Annotated in this window: 12 protein-coding genes; all 12 read left to right on the forward strand. The window is 54.2% G+C overall.

The features are described from left to right. Positions 1-5: 5 nt before the first annotated feature. Positions 6-953 (forward strand): DUF4241 domain-containing protein, encoded by a 948-nt coding sequence (locus tag ACESSZ_RS07820; RefSeq protein ID WP_002569136.1) that lies wholly within the window; start codon positions 6-8, stop codon positions 951-953. A gap of 27 nt (positions 954-980) precedes the next feature. Then, a complete protein-coding gene (locus tag ACESSZ_RS07825; RefSeq protein WP_002569135.1) occupies positions 981-2462 on the forward strand; it encodes a hypothetical protein in 1482 nt (493 codons plus the stop codon). 13 nt (positions 2463-2475) lie between these two features. Continuing rightward, entirely contained in the window at positions 2476-3075 is a 600-nt protein-coding gene (locus ACESSZ_RS07830; protein ID WP_002569134.1) for a hypothetical protein, read from the forward strand. Between the two features lie 31 nt (positions 3076-3106). Next, on the forward strand, positions 3107-3706 hold the full coding sequence (locus ACESSZ_RS07835; protein ID WP_002569133.1) for a hypothetical protein: 600 nt from the start codon (positions 3107-3109) through the stop codon (positions 3704-3706). Positions 3707-3708: 2 nt separating this feature from the next. Next, positions 3709-3954 carry a hypothetical protein gene (locus ACESSZ_RS07840; protein WP_002569132.1) on the forward strand — a complete coding sequence of 82 codons (246 nt, stop codon included), beginning with the start codon at positions 3709-3711 and terminating at the stop codon, positions 3952-3954. A gap of 10 nt (positions 3955-3964) precedes the next feature. Further along, positions 3965-4699: an Imm51 family immunity protein gene (locus tag ACESSZ_RS07845; RefSeq protein WP_002569131.1), complete on the forward strand. Its 735-nt coding sequence runs from the start codon at positions 3965-3967 to the stop codon at positions 4697-4699. Then, a complete protein-coding gene (locus ACESSZ_RS07850; RefSeq protein ID WP_002569130.1) occupies positions 4696-5106 on the forward strand; it encodes a DUF6966 domain-containing protein in 411 nt (136 codons plus the stop codon). The genes ACESSZ_RS07845 and ACESSZ_RS07850 overlap by 4 nt, the downstream gene beginning before the upstream one ends. A gap of 11 nt (positions 5107-5117) precedes the next feature. Continuing rightward, a complete protein-coding gene (locus ACESSZ_RS07855) occupies positions 5118-5873 on the forward strand; it encodes an SMI1/KNR4 family protein (protein WP_002569129.1) in 756 nt (251 codons plus the stop codon). A gap of 672 nt (positions 5874-6545) precedes the next feature. Further along, positions 6546-7520, forward strand: coding sequence for a hypothetical protein (locus tag ACESSZ_RS07860; RefSeq protein WP_038286094.1), 975 nt, complete (start codon positions 6546-6548; stop codon positions 7518-7520). A gap of 42 nt (positions 7521-7562) precedes the next feature. Continuing rightward, entirely contained in the window at positions 7563-13541 is a 5979-nt protein-coding gene (locus ACESSZ_RS07865) for an immunity protein Imm33 domain-containing protein (protein WP_499842732.1), read from the forward strand. A gap of 15 nt (positions 13542-13556) precedes the next feature. Then, positions 13557-14420, forward strand: a complete 864-nt coding sequence (locus tag ACESSZ_RS07870; RefSeq protein WP_007862360.1) for a CbrC family protein — start codon at positions 13557-13559, stop codon at positions 14418-14420. A gap of 15 nt (positions 14421-14435) precedes the next feature. Beyond that, complete coding sequence (locus tag ACESSZ_RS07875) at positions 14436-15215, forward strand: hypothetical protein (RefSeq protein ID WP_002576912.1); 780 nt, start codon at positions 14436-14438, stop codon at positions 15213-15215. The last annotated feature ends 3 nt before the right edge of the window (positions 15216-15218 follow it).

Here is a 15218-nt window from a genome sequence, read left to right on the forward strand (position 1 = left end):
GCCCTATGGCAGAAAAAGAACTGGCCCTTTGTGATGAGTGCGGCAGCCTGTTTTTCAAAGGCTCCTCACAGATGATGGGGCTGTGCCCGGAATGTGCCCATATTCTCTATGGCTACCCGAATTGTGACCATCATTTTCAGGATGGCCGGTGTGTGAACTGCTATTGGGACGGCTCGGAGAGTGTGTACATCAAGAAACTGAATCAACAGGAGGAAACTGATATGCCTACGACCGAATGGCTGAACAAATACGAATCCATCAAGGATAAACTGACCTGCAAAGTTGACTTGGAGGCCCATTTTACAGAAAAAGTGATTGGGAATATGGCGGTGGATGTGCTGGACATCGGCACCGTCCATTTCCCCACCGGGCAAATCTTCGCCTGTGATCCGCTGGTGGAGCTGGAGGACACTCTGCCCTTCCTTCAAACGATCCCCGCCGGAACTTATCCCGTGAAAATCTGCGTGGTGCCCAGCGAACAATACGGCGACCGCTACGCCTGCGTCAAGGTGGAGGTCAGCCGGGAAAAGCCTGTCCGCTATGAGCTGGGCATGGTGGGCAACGAGAATCTGGACGCGGCACTGGGAGATGATGACTACTTCGGTTTCGGCGTAGATGCCGGAATGGGGTGTATTGCAGACATCCAGACCCAGGCGGCTTTCAAAACATACTGGGCCAAGCGGCTGGAGGAGGACCCGGACATCGACCCCTACAACGACCTGTTCTGCGACTTACTGGAGGAAAACGCCCAAGCCCACCCCAAATATCAGGGGGACTGCGGCGACTGGCTCAACTGGACCGTGCCGGACACGGACTGCAACCTGCCCATCTTCTCCTCTGGCTGGGGTGACGGTTACTATCCCGTCTACTTCGGCTATGACGCAAAGGGCGAAGTCTGCGCCGTGTATGTGCGCTTCATCGACATTGAAGCCAGTTATCGAGAGCAGGATTAAAAATGTGACAGAACAAAGGAGAGCGCCATGAAAGCCAACGCCGGAGAGGTCTATACAGTCTATAACCAATATCTGAAACGCTACACCGCCTGCCAGGTGGCCTATATTGCGCCGCCGGACACGGTGAGCAAAGAATCTTGGGCGGTGGTCCTCTCTCTGGATTGGGTGGGCGACGCCCCTCTGACTGCGGAGGAACTGCCCCATCTCCGCCCGCTCTACAAGGACTTCATGTACTGGTCCCGCGACCTCCACCTGCTGCGGGTGCCGTTGGAGGTCCCGCCCCAGTACACGCTGGTTGGCACACTGCCGCCCTTCACCGACCAGCCCTGCCGCTCCTATGGAGGCTGGAGTGACGGCTATGATGTGTACCTCCAGATCCGGTGGCAGGCCATTCCGGAGGAACGGCGGCGGGCCTTCAAGGAGGCCATGGAGAGCGAAGAGAAAACGGAGATCGGCGGTATCCCGGTGAAGGTCAGCAGCCATCGGGTGATGGACCAGTACGCACCATTCGATTCGGCACTGGAACTAAAGGCTCTGCCCTGCCTCTCCGAACTCATCTGCCAGCGGTGGCACCCGGATCTGCTGGAATTTCTGAGGGGGAATCCCTTTATCAGTGAGCTGACCCTGCTGAACCACGGTCAGAGGACACTTGATCTGCGGGGCACCAGCATCAGAAAGCTGATGCTGGACATGACCGGGCTGGAGGAGCTATGGCTGTGTGAGGGAACGGAGCAGCTCCTGTTCCAGAACAAGGGGCTGGACGCCTGTACCATCCATGCCCCCGAAGATGGCAGCGGCTTGACCCTCCAATTTATCGGGGAATACTGCCCGCACACGGAACTGCCGAACTTACGGGGGCTGCATGGCATCGAGCTGAAGGACTTTGATCTGACCGGGCTGGCTGCTGTCCATCCCCATCTGAAGGAGCTGCGGCTCTGGGGCGCGCCGGGAAACCTGCAAAACTTCTCCGCTGTGGGAGCGTTCCGGGAACTGACGAACCTCTCCACCTTTGATCTGTTCGGCTTCGGGGCGGACGACATCCCCACCCCGGAGCAGATGCCGGAGCTTCGCTGGTTCTGGATGACCAGCCTGCCGGAAGATGCGGCAAAAGCGGCAAAGCAGCTCTGGAAAAGCAAGCCGGGAATGGATCTGCGGATCACCAAGCCCCGGAAACCGGAGTGGCTGGCGCAAAACCTGGACAACCCCTTCCGGGGCTGGGACGGCGCGGAGCATATCCCTGCCGCCGCTGCAAAAAAAGCAGCCAACCAATACCGCAAGACTCGCTCCCTGCTGATGAAGCTGGCCACTGAACCGGGCGAGGACGCCCAGGCCCAGGCGATGGATGCGGTGACAGCCTACACCCAGACTTTCAACAAGATGGGCTTTATCGAAACCGAGGAGCGGGATGAAATTTACATGGCTCTGCGGGGTATCCTGGATGCCCTGCCGGATGGCACGCTCCAGAAGGATGCCCTGATGGAGAAGTTTGAGCAGTTGAGGGATTTTTGAAAGGGGTGTCACATTGAGCTACACAAAATTCAGCAAAGAAGTAACCAAGTGGCTGAAAGACAATGGTCTGCCCTGCTATGGGACAGCCAACGATAGCCCCGAAGAAACAAAGGCCCGGCTGGACGCATGGATGCGCGGGATCAAAGAGATACTGCGCCAGTGGATCACAGAAAAGCGTTACCGTGAACTGATCTCCTGCGCCCACGGAGGCTGGTATCAGGATGATGTAATTTTTGAGCCCTTGGCTGAACACTTTGTGGCGAACCACCTGTTTGATGAACTGCGGTTTCTCTGCGAGCGCGGCATCCGTTTTTCTGCGGAAGATATGCTGTCCACCATTCAATCTGAGAAAGAGGAGCACGGGTCGCTTGATATAGAAACCATTCGGAACATAGATGTTCCAAGCTATGTGGCAGGCCGCAGTTATTCCCATTTGGGGGAAATCGCAAAATACAGGAAACGGGCACTGGATCAGATCATCCGCTATATAGGCTATCTGGAGCAGATCCACGCGCCTGCGGAGTATCTGGAACAGGTAAAATTCCTGCAAAAGATCGTTGCGGATCTGACAATCAAAGCAAAGGATTTGAAACCATTCCGATTTCGGCTGTGAAAGCAATTTCTTGAAAGGAGCGTGTGGGCGTATGAGCCGAATTGTTGATGAACCCTACTTTACATACAGTGCATACGACGCCCTCACCTCCGGCATTCAGGTGAAATGCCCCAAGTGTCATGGCACGGGCGTGGTGACCGCGGATGAGGATAATGCCTATTTCCGCTGCCTGAGCTGCGGCCATCAGGTGGCCCGTGATCGGACGATCTACCGCTACGATGTCCATAACCAGTGCAAAAACTGCGGCAGGTACTACCGGGTGGATATTGAAGATGAGGAAAGGCAGCACTTTTCCGTTCTCCATGTGGCCTGCCCCTATTGTGGGACAACCATGCCGGGAGAAGTCCATAAAACAGCGGAGGCGTTTTCATATATTGGCGAAATCAGGGATGGACGAGAACCTTATTTCGGGTTGGAACTATGGTTTTTGACTTCATTTCAGGGAAAACCTGTATGGGCACTCAACCGAGAACATCTTGCCTATCTGATCGGCTATCTCAGCGCCGACCTGCGGGAAAAGCCGCCGGGAAGAGCGAAAATGACCCAGGCCGACCATCTCCCCACCTTTATGAAAACCGCAAAGAACCGGGAGCGGATCGTGAAGCTACTGAGGCAAATGCAGGAGAAATGAAGATGGAACAGAAAGTGATTTACAACGGCCAAATTCTTACTCTGACTCGGTTTTGGGCAACAGGAGAGCCTTGCCTGTGGATCACCGACCCACAGCAGATCGGAATGCCTAAAATGGAATTTGTGGGAGGCCACCCGGACGAATACTGCATTTTCCTGAAGAATCTGACTGAAACAGAACTGTCACAGATCACATCTCTGGACGGTGCTCCACTGGATGTAAAAGAAGAACGAAACGACATCGAATGAGGAGAACACTATGAAAGACCTTTGCCAATACGGAAACCGACCGGAGGACGAATGGGAAATCTTGCCCTGGATACCTGACCCGCGCCCGCCCTTCAAAATTTGGGCGAAGCCGGAGCAGATCGCGCCATTCTTTCTCATTCCCCACCACCCCTATGCGATCTCCCTTCTGCTGAAAATCAGTGACGGATTCCGGACAGAGGAATTCCGACGGCTGGGACTGATCGGCAGCAGCGAGGATTGGGAGCGGCTTGTCCGGGGCGTGATCCAGGAGTTCGAGGAAAACAACAGCGGCGTGGATCTGTTTCACTTCGACTCCGACGAAGATGTGTTCTGCGTGTACTCCCAATACATCGATGACCTGATGCTGCTGGCAAAAATGATCCGAGTAGCCTGTGCCGATGAAAAAGCGATGCGGACTTATCTTGGCAAGATCGAGTACATCAAGCTCTTTTGGGAGGGCGCACCGGAGGGTGAACCAGCGGTCATCCTCTATGAAGTGGATACCGAAAATGAGCGGCTGGCCCATCGCTCCATCGACATTTTTGCAGATGGCCGCACCCACAACAACCCTGACCTTTACGACGGTGCCATCGAGATTACGCCGATCCCCACTGTGGAGGAGTTGAACGCCCATGTCTGGGGCGAGGAATTCCACGCCTGCATCATAGAGCAGGCGGAATTTGAGGCCATCTGGGAGAGCCACGCCTATAATGAAGAATTAAAGGGGACGGGAGAAATTGGATGAAACAGACAGATATTTATACCGAAGCTCTGACCTGTCTGCGCTCCATCCTTCTGGCAGACCATCCAGAGTTCCAAAACTGGATTGACTGGCTGGAACGGGATATTGAGGACTGGACCCAGCGGCGGGAGGTCGCCCACCACCTTCGGGCTTATGGCGGCATGGGCTCGTTCAATGACCTGCCCAGTATGCGTGGAAATCACGACTACATTTTCGGCTTTCTCAAGTCCGTGTGCTATGCCTTCGGCCATCTTTATGGCAAACGGGAAGGCATTTCTCCGGAGGCACTGATGGAGGAGTGCCTGCACGATGTAGAGCAGGCAGCCTATCACTCATATAAGGCACTGAACCAAGCCATTGCCCAGCACTTGATGCAGGGCGATTTGCAAGAGAATCTGGATCGGCTGTAGGAGGACAAACGATGGTTCAAGCGTGGCGCAAGGTGGATTTTGGCACTGGAACAGTCACCTTTTTGGATGACACACAAAAAGAAGATATGCTGCAAGTGGAATATCCAAACGGATTTTTGTTGGATATGGGCTGGTATCAGGACAGATACATCATTTCTATCATTCATAATTTTGATTGGACGCATCCAGTCAAGCGGTATGAAACGGCAGACGGAAATCAGCTTCCCGCGCTGTTGACAGAGGCAGTTCGCTTTGTAGAAAAGAAATCGCGGACTGCCGAACGGGAGAAATCAGAGGTGAACATGATGCAGGTAAGAAAATTGGAGGGATACCGTGACAAAATCAAGGCCGCTTATGAAGCAAGTGCCTTCACAAAGGGTACCCGCCCAGAACCGGAGGATGCTGTGAAACGATTTGAAAGCAGGTATACTCCCATCCCAGCAGAGTACCGCTGGCTGCTTTTGAACTTCGGCGGCTGCTATTTGGCGGAGCCGTGGATCTTCACACTGAAAGAGTTGGAAGAAGCCTACCCGATTTTTCAAGAGGCTTATGAGGATTACATGAGCGAATATGACCACGGCCCCACCTTTCCAATCGGAGGCTTGGGTGACGGGAGTATCGTATTTATCGACTTGGAGAGCGGCAGAGTCCGGGGCTATAACCGTGACTATGCCGATCTGGAGGAGATTGCCGAGAATTTTTCCAGCCTGCTCCTGGGCCTTGTGGAACAGGCATTGGAACTGGGAAACCTGTGCAAAGAATTGTGAGGTAAGCGTATGGCAAAGGACATCAGGGAGTGCCTGCTGGAGCAGGTAGGAAAATTTCATCAGTGGCAGGAAATCACTTATCCCGGAAAAACCACCGAGGAGATCGGCGGTGCATGGGAGGTCGATTACCCTGCGTGGAATGATATATTTGATGCCTTTTGCCATGTGTTGACCCAAATGGATGCAGAAACAGCAGACAGCGTCCTACTGGATGAGATGGTCTATCTGATCGCCAGGGACAACGAAGCGGAGGGGTTTATACAGGAGACCACTTCCCATCCCCAATGGTTCGAGCGCCTCTGCCGCAGGGCCGCAGCCTCCAATGAGAGTGAGGCCAAGTGGCAGTTTGCCGCATATCTGTCAGAATGTCCGTGCAGCCAGGAAGTCAAAGACATGATCCTGGACTTCGCAAAGGACCCCAATGAATATGTAAGCCGGCGGGCACTTTTGGCGATGCCCGCTCTGCGTCCTGACTGTGTGGAGCAGTTCGCTCCGCTGTTCTGGGAGCGCAACTGTTACTCTCCTGAACTTCCGGAATACCAGCGGATCGCCGTTCTGGTCTCACTGGACGCCATCCATTCCGACCTGCTTCCACAATACTTGGAACGGGCCAAGCAGGATGGTCGGAGCTATCTGCTGGAACACGCAAAACGAATCGAAGGAGGACTTGCCATGAACGAAAAACTGTCCCGTCCCCAATTCAATCAAATGGATACAACCGAGAAGCAAACGCTGATGGAAAGCTTGGCTGATCGTTATGATATGACCTTTCTCGGTCTACATACCTTTGACCGTTGGGGCCAGAGCTACACCACCGGCATCTTCGAGAAAGATGGCCGGGAGTTCGTCTTTGTCCCCGGCGATACCGTCACCCTGGGCTGGGAGCAGTTTGCCGTGGGACTGAATCAGGAGAGCCGGGAGGAATTGGAGTATCTGTTCCGAGAATGGGAAATGGAGCGGGACCCGGAGGAGATGATTCGGGAAAGCATGGCTCCTGTTCGGCAGGCGGCCATTGGACCCATGCTGGTGGGCCGGGAGCTGGAGGAAATTAACTGGGAGCCAGTCAAAATGGATGATCCCAGACTGACTGTCCACCCTGACTGGCTGAAGGAATTCCGTGATTTTGCCTGGAGTGACAGCAGCAGTCTTACCTTGCATCAGTCGGCCCGCATTGAGCGGACGGAAAAGGGCTTTCAGATCTGTATCTATAACCACACAGACTACGATGCGCTTCTTGCCATGCTGGAAAACAGGGGCTTCTCCCTGCCCACGGCGGACGAGTGGGCCTACCTGTGTGGCGGCGGATGTCGGACCCTGTTCCCATGGGGAGATGGGTTAGACTACTCCATGCGTCTACGCTGGTTTGAGGACATGGATGAGGATGAGAACCGGCCCTATGATATGGAGGAACCCAACTTCTTCGGCCTGTCCATCGCCTACGACCCCTATATGCGGGAAGTGGTGCAGGCTGATAGACTTACCACCTGCGGCGGTGACGGCGGGTGCAATATCTGCGGCGGGCTGGGCCCATTTCTCGGTTTCCTACCCTGTTCGCCCCACTGTAAGCCGGAAGTGCAGGAGGACAAGGAACTAAACGGAGATTATGACTTCTACCGGCCCATTATCCGGGTGGAGAACCATGATTGACAATAGAAGCTTGATACGAAATAAAGAAAGAGAGGTGCCGACATGGGAGTATGGGGCATAAAAGCATTAGAGCGTGACGAAGGGCTGGATGTACTGGACATCCTCAAAAATGAATATGTACCGGAGCATCCGGTAATGGATCTGGGCGAGATGATTGAACTGATGAAAGAGGAAGTCATGCTGGGATCTGACTTCTCACAAATCGACTTTCTCTTTGACAATACTGCGATGGCTCTGGCGGAGCTGTATTTTCAATGGAAGGATAACGGCAAGCTGGACTACGATCATGAAGAAGCTATATGGGATAAAGTCACCGGTTTCACAGCATCCAAAGAAGCACTTGCTTTCCTGCTGCGGCAGCTCACCGACATCAAAAACGAGGTGCCGGACGAGGACGGCATCCGTGAGATTATGGATCTTTGGAAGAACGAGGATAGCGGTGAGATCGCTCCTGCGTGGTTGGAACACTTGAATCAGCTCATTGATCGACTGGATTCAGAACAGGAGGCACGACAAATGTATATCAAAAAATACTGGGGCAACTTTATTGGCGGTTCCGATGACAGTCTGAACCTTGTGGCATTTTTAGAGGATCAGAAAAAGGAGGAGATCCCCCTCAGCGAGATTTTCTCCAAGATCGGTCTGGACAAGCAGAACTGGGACTTTCGCCAAACCGTGGAGTACCTGGAGTTTACACATTCCGATGGTGTGGAGATGGACTTTCACTTCGCCATTGATGTGGTCACCGACCTGGCCGCCATCCTGCTGGAGTGCAGCGTCAGTGGCAGTGTAAACCTTCAGGATCTGGACGAGTACAACACCCCCGCCCGCCGTATCCGCATCACTGCTACGCCAGAGGAGCATGACGCCATGAACAAGGCCCTGGCGGACTTTGCCCAATCCCCCCTGACCTATGACCTCCATGAAATGATGGACGACGAGGAGATTCAGGAGATGGCACATCATGTGGAGGCGCTGCGGAAGGAACTGTACGAGGCCGCTGGCCGCAACCGCAACTACCAGGTGAAAGCGGAGGATGTGAAACATCTGCTTGCTGACTGGGAGGGTGCCGATGGCTGTATCGCCACCAACCGCATCACGGTGGAGGGCCGCAAGGTGGGTTACTGCTATCGTGAGATTCCAGACGGTAACTGGGACAGCGGCTGGCGCTTCACTGCCGGTGACGAGAGCGATGAGTACATGGACGACCCCAACAATGCCGGGATTTACAAGCTGAACACAATTTGCAACGACGATCCCGACATCATTTCTCTGCTGAACACCCCCGCCCCCTGCGCCTTTGAGCGGGATGAGAACGGTGTGTTCCAGCAGATCAAAGACTGGAAACCGGATGAGGACGAGGAGGACCCTGATATGGACATTTTGAAGCAGTGCCAGAAGTGGCATGAGGAGAGCAAACAACATAAAATTATTGATGCGCTGGAGGCCATCCCCGCCGAGGAGCGTACCCCTGAGATGGACAGTGAGTTAGCCCGTGCCTATAACAATCTGGCAGACCCACATAAGCCAACTTGCAAAGAAATGCTCAAAAAGGCCCTCGCTCTGCTAAAGCCCCATGAGGAATACTTCGAGGACGATTATTACTGGAACTTCCGCATGGGTTACTCCTACTTTTATCTGGATCAGGAGGGCCGGGCTCTGCGATATTTTGAAAAGGCATTGGAAGTCCGCCCTGGTGACGATGACACCAAAGAGTTTATCGACCGGTGCAAGCAGGGTATTTCTCTGCCGCAGTTCTGGGAGTGCTTCCGGGATCGGACAGAGAACTGGTGGGAAACCTTTGCCGAGATGGAAGCAGAATTGCGCCAGATGATGGATGACGACAAGGATCACACCCGCGGTGCAGAACTCGTGGCCCAAATGGAGGAAACCCTGAATCTGGCCTTTGATGAAATCTCCTTTGAGCTGGGCGTGGGCGGCGAAAAGCATGAACTGATCCTCACCCCGGAGGGTAATAAGGTCAAGCTGTTTGAGCTGGTCTACTTCCAGAAACACGCCCCAAAGGAGGTGCTGGAGCACTGGAACATCCTGGTGGGCCGTCAACCTGTTCAAAACATCGGTCTGCGAACCAATGATGGCTGGGAGATTTCCGGGGATGATGTGCAGATCTGGCTGGAGGAACAGGGTGAAAACAGCTTTGCCATCTCCGCTTACTGTGAAAAGCTGCTGCCTAAGCTTCAAGAGGAAGAAGGCCGGGCCTGGTGGATGCTCACTACCCTCACCGACCAAGTGCTGGGCGAGATCTCCCACATGAGATACATAGACAGCTTTGATGTGCTGGAGGAACCCAAGGCAGAGCCGTCCTTCCTCCTGTCCCAGCTGCCCGACAAACTGCGGGAGCAGGGCCTGGAGCTCTCCACCGACCCGGAAGCCTATCTGGAGAGCTACCTTGGTTACAAAATGGAACCCAAACAGGACCCGGACGCCGATTGGCGGCTGGATGTAATGGCCGGTTCCACCTGCTGTGTGCCGCTCATCAACGGCTATCTGAATGCCGACAATGATTTTATGGACGATCTCCATGCCGACGGCGCGGTGGCGGGCTTCTTCTGCTATCCCCTGGATACCCTGCGGGAGGAGGAAGGCAGTCAGAAAATTTTCGACTTCCGGGACAAACTGGAGGAAGTGCTCACCGGCGGGGATGGTTCGGAAGTGCTCACTCTCACCGGCGGGGCTACCGGCCTCTACTGTGGCTATGTGGACTTCATCGCCTGGGACATCCGAGAGGCGCTGAACATGGCGAAAGAGTTCTTTGAAGGCACGGATATCCCATGGGCCATCTTCCACACCTTCCGCCGTGAAGCCGGTTCTGTACCTCTAAAGCAACAAGATGATGGGACAGAAACTGAAAATCAGGATGACGAGTTGGATGAAACGCTTACGGGCATGGACTATATTCCTTATACCCAACAGGACGCCGAAGCATTCTTCGCTCAGCTGGAGCAGTGGAACGACGAGGACGAGTACACCCGCTGCATCCAGGCACTCAATGCCATCCCAGAGGACTGGAGGAACTATCGCACCGCCTACGCCCTGGCACGGGCGCTGGAGAACTACGCCATCATCGGGGACCATGATGAGGGTACTTTGAAATTCAAGGGAGACAAAGCCCTCCAGAGGGCCATTGAGGTGCTGGAGTCCGTCCGGGAGGAAGGTCAGGACAAGGCGGAGTGGAATATGCGGATGGCCTACGGCTATCAGTATCTCTATGGTCAGGAGGAAAAGGCCATTCCCTACGCCCAGCGGTGGGCAGAGCTGGACCCGGAGGATGAAAATGCCCCGGCGGTAATTCGGGAGTGTAAGGCGGAGATCCGGAAACGCCAGCGCAGCCGGAAGAAGAAGGCCAAATTCGTGCCCGGTGATACCCCATTTGAGGGTTTCGACCTCACCAACTTCTGGGATGATAATTGGTATGCACTGAAAGAATATGTCAGTGATCCGCCTTCCGATGAGCTGATTGCCAGCGTGGAGGAGGAACTGGGCTACAAGCTGCCCGCCGCCTATATCTGGCTGATGAAGCAGCACAACGGTGGCATTCCGATGAACACCTGCTATCCCTGCGATGAGCCTACCTGTTGGGCAGATGATCATGTGGCCATCACCGGCATTTTCGGAATCGGACGGGAAAAGAACTGCTCCCTCTGTGGAGAGATGGGCAGTCAGTTTATGATCGATGAGTGGGAGTATCCTGCCATCGGCGTGGCCATCTGCGACTGTCCAAGCGCCGGACACGATATGATTTTCCTGGACTACCGGGCTTGCGGTCCCCAGGGAGAGCCTGCGGTAGTCCATGTGGATCAGGAAAATGACTATAAAATCACCCATCTGGCAGATAGCTTTGAGGAATTTATCCGCGGACTGGAGCATGAATCCCTCTATGATCCGGATGAAGATGTAGAGGATCTTAACGAAGATGTTGATGCTGACGAGGAAGAAACCGACCATAAGGGCTCCTTTGCCGGGTCTGTGCTCCTCTCCAAAGTAGAGTGGGACAAGGAGCAGTTGATTCGGGATCTACGGGAAGAATGGGGCATCGTAGATGAGGAGCCGGATGAGGGCGACGAAGACGATGAGAACAGCGATGACGCTGTGGTAATGCGGGTCGGCGGAATGATGCTGATCGTGACACTCTTCCACGGTCACATCCCGGACAATGAAGCTGAGATCAACGCCGAAAACAACTATATGTGGCCAGAGGCCGTAGAAGTGACCAAAGCGCACAAGGCCCATATCATGGTGGCTGTGTTGGGCGAGGAGGAAAAACTGCTGGAACGCGGTAAGCTGTTCACCAAGGCGATGGCAGTGTGCTGCAAGCAGAAATACGCCACCGGTGTCTACACCAGCGGCGTGGTATTTGAGCCTCGTTTCTATGAGGGCCTTGCCGATATGATAAAAGAGGACGAGCTGCCCATCTTCAACTGGGTCTGGTTCGGCCTGTACCGGAGCGAGGGGGGCCTAAACGGCTACACCTACGGCATGGATGTGTTCGGCAAGGAGGAAATGGAAGTGCTGAACACTGACGCCGAGCCGGAGGATCTGCGGGACTTTTTGGCCAGCCTTGCCTCCTATGTGCTGGCGTGTGATGTGACGCTGCAAGACGGCGAAACCATCGGTTTTTCTGCGGATGATAAGCACACCATCACCCGCAGCCCCGGTGTCTCTCTGCCGGAGGAGCAGATGACTCTGAAAATCTCCTATGAGCCCACAGAAGTAGAGCCAGAGACTGACGATGACAGCATAGGAATGGATGATGTTTCCTATCATATTGAGAGCATTGAGGAAAAAGAGCTTCCCATTGACCCCATCAACGCCTACAATCACATGGCGATTTATTTGCGCTGGTGCATGGAGCATGACTTGATGGGCGGGAAATTCCTGGCGGAGCATGGCGAAGTGGTAAATCAGGTCAAAGCCGATCCAGGCAACACAGACCTACGAACATTCATCCGGGAGGAGCTGTTCGGCTGTCTATTCTCGGCTCTGTTCAATCAGAAAGGCCGTGCCTTTGCCCATTATTACTATGGAGAAATTGATGCGCCCTATTATCCTGCCGACATTGATGACTATGCCCTGAAATATTTTGGTCCGTCCCGATACCACTCCAATGAATTTCAACAGGAGGCATACTTATTCATCCCCTTTGACGAGGACTACTATCAGGCTATGGCAGAGGTAATTGAGGAACGCTTCACCAACTGGCAGGGACAGGACTTTGACGAGGATACGCTGGAGCCTTCCGAGGTGGCGCAGGCCATTATGGAGTATCTGGACTGTGAGTGTACCTATTTCCCGTCTATGGCAGATGATGATCCCATCATGTCAGCATACAGCTACGCCCGGCGGCTGGGGGTACGGGAGGGCTTTGTTCCCGTACTTATCCAGGCGGATGATGAAACGCAGTTGGAGTGTCTGGTGATGAACGCTGACCCGGAGCATGATGCGGACTTCTATGAATTTGACCTCAAAACCGTGGAGGAGTATCGAAAGAAGATGCTCTCCGCTCCCATCAAGGACGGAAAGGCGATTTTGGAGGAATTGACCGGTCAGCGCAAGGAAGAAGCCGAGGACGATGATCTGGACTGGGATGAGGAAGTCCTGGGCGAGATGGAGGGCGGAGAACCCAACGACCGCTTCGCAAACTATTGGAACGATGATACCGGAATGACATATCCGCTCATTCTGGCTAAAATTCCGGTAAAGAACCCCTGGGAGATCTTCGCCTACCTGCCCTTTGGAAATTGGAATGAGTGTCCCGACACACCGGACCTGATGGCAGTGGCGAAATACTGGTTCGAGCAGTATGACGCGGTGCCTGCCGCCATGAGCCACGATGAATTGGAGTTTGAACTTCCAACTCCGATTTCCAAGGAAAGAGCTATGGAGGTGGCTGTGGAGCAATATGGTTTCTGCCCAGATCTGGATCAGAATGAGGATGGAAGCATTGGCTCCTTGGCAGCTGTCCTGTGGCAGTCCACCGTCTGGTATTTCTGGTGGGATTGATGGGAGGTGCGACCAATGACAGAATATCAAAAAACCTATATCGAACTAAAAAAACAGTTTGTTGCGACAAATGAAGGTCCGGACAGTGTCCGCGCTCTATATACCTTCAAGGAAGAACTTGAGCAGAGTGAGGATCAGCAGGCCAAGGAAGTGCTGGTGGATGTGTATGATCTACTGGACTTCAAGAAGGATGCCTATGAACTGCTCTGCCAAATCGGAAATCGTTCCGATAAAAAGACCCTCAAGCGGCTGGGCACGCTGAAGGACTATGCGGAAAACTGGGGCAATCATTATGCTCTCCCCAAGCCCAAAACGCCGGAGGAAAAGCAGAAAGAGAAGGAACGGCAGGCCCAGCTGGGCCTGCCCGCCTTCCGGTATCACCCAAACCCTCTGGAAACTGGGGCTTTTGAGGAATCCGCAGACGGCGTTGTCTGCGACTGCTGTGGCAAGACGACCCATATTTTCTATACCAATCCGTTCTTTTCAGTGGAGGATATTGCATATCTGTGCCCAGAGTGCATCGCCAACGGCGAAGCAGCCCGGAAATATGACGGTAGTTTTCAAGATGATTTCTCTGTGGACGATGGTGTAGACGATCCGGAGAAGCTGGACGAGCTGATCCACCGCACCCCAGGCTACTCCGGCTGGCAGCAGGAATACTGGCGCGCCCATTGTGGTGACTATTGCGCCTATTTGGGTAATGTGGGAGCCAGAGAACTGCGGGCACTGGGTGTGCTGGAGGAGGTGCTGGACGACCCGATGTGGGACGATGAGCAAAAAGAAATGATCCGGGAATCTGTCAATGGCGGGCATCTGCAATGCTATCTGTTCCAGTGCCTCCACTGCGGAAAACACCTGGTCTGGATGGATTTTGATTGAAAAGGAGACATTACTATGGGACTTGACATCTACGCCGGGACGCTGACCCGGTACTATTCTCACAACTGGAAAACTGTTGTGCAGCAGTGGGCGGAGGAAAACGGATACTCTTTCAACCGCATCACCCCGGACGGGGAACCTGCTGATAACGAGGAAGAAATGTCCCCGGCTGAGGTCCAGGCGGCGGTGGAGAACTGGCGGGATCAGATCTTGAGCGCCATTTCTCAGCCGGGCCAGCCCCCCTACGCTCCCTGGCTTGAAGATAATGAGAAACCTTATTACACCGACAAGCCGGATTGGGATGCCTTCGGCGCTATGCTGCTGGTGGCCGCCTGTCGTACATACGAGGAACCGGTGCCTTCCACCGTGGAGAAGGACTGGATCTTCGGGGAGCATCCTCTGGTCGCCCGCCTTGCATCAGATGAGGAGCGGGTGTGGTCCCTGTTTCGTGGGGCTACCTGGTGGCTCCCTCTTTCTGACAGCTTTCTGTTCCAAGGGTCCTTGCCTACCGATGACACCGCCGCTATCGCCACCTTGGGCGGACTGCGGAAGGAGCTGGAAAAGCTGAACCAGCTGGCGTGGCAGGCCGATGAGGACACTATCCTTGGCTGGGCAGACACGGAGGGATACCCGGTAGACGGAACCGTAGACTCAGATGGACAGTACAGCAAGGCAGACATCCCGGAACACACCCAGTATGACACTCAATCCCTTGCCAAGTTTGCCTTCTCCATGTTCTGGCGGGCCATGCGGTTTGCCGAGGAGCAGCAGGTGCCTATCCTGCTTGACTATTAAAGA

It is taken from the genome of Eubacterium sp. 3_1_31 (assembly GCF_964249515.1).
In the GTDB taxonomy this organism is placed as follows: Bacteria; Bacillota_I; Bacilli_A; order Erysipelotrichales; family Erysipelotrichaceae; genus Longicatena; species Longicatena caecimuris.

Excerpts from the sequence above, each read along its gene's own strand:
- ACESSZ_RS07820 (WP_002569136.1), top strand. The coding sequence starts at position 6 with ATGGCAGAAAAAGAACTGGCCCTTTGTGATGAGTGCGGCAGCCTGTTT.
- ACESSZ_RS07825 (WP_002569135.1), top strand. The coding sequence starts at position 981 with ATGAAAGCCAACGCCGGAGAGGTCTATACAGTCTATAACCAATATCTG.
- ACESSZ_RS07835 (WP_002569133.1), top strand. The coding sequence starts at position 3,107 with ATGAGCCGAATTGTTGATGAACCCTACTTTACATACAGTGCATACGAC.
- ACESSZ_RS07840 (WP_002569132.1), top strand. The coding sequence starts at position 3,709 with ATGGAACAGAAAGTGATTTACAACGGCCAAATTCTTACTCTGACTCGG.
- ACESSZ_RS07845 (WP_002569131.1), top strand. The coding sequence starts at position 3,965 with ATGAAAGACCTTTGCCAATACGGAAACCGACCGGAGGACGAATGGGAA.
- ACESSZ_RS07850 (WP_002569130.1), top strand. The coding sequence starts at position 4,696 with ATGAAACAGACAGATATTTATACCGAAGCTCTGACCTGTCTGCGCTCC.
- ACESSZ_RS07855 (WP_002569129.1), top strand. The coding sequence starts at position 5,118 with ATGGTTCAAGCGTGGCGCAAGGTGGATTTTGGCACTGGAACAGTCACC.
- ACESSZ_RS07860 (WP_038286094.1), top strand. The coding sequence starts at position 6,546 with ATGAACGAAAAACTGTCCCGTCCCCAATTCAATCAAATGGATACAACC.
- ACESSZ_RS07865 (WP_499842732.1), top strand. The coding sequence starts at position 7,563 with ATGGGAGTATGGGGCATAAAAGCATTAGAGCGTGACGAAGGGCTGGAT.
- ACESSZ_RS07870 (WP_007862360.1), top strand. The coding sequence starts at position 13,557 with ATGACAGAATATCAAAAAACCTATATCGAACTAAAAAAACAGTTTGTT.
- ACESSZ_RS07875 (WP_002576912.1), top strand. The coding sequence starts at position 14,436 with ATGGGACTTGACATCTACGCCGGGACGCTGACCCGGTACTATTCTCAC.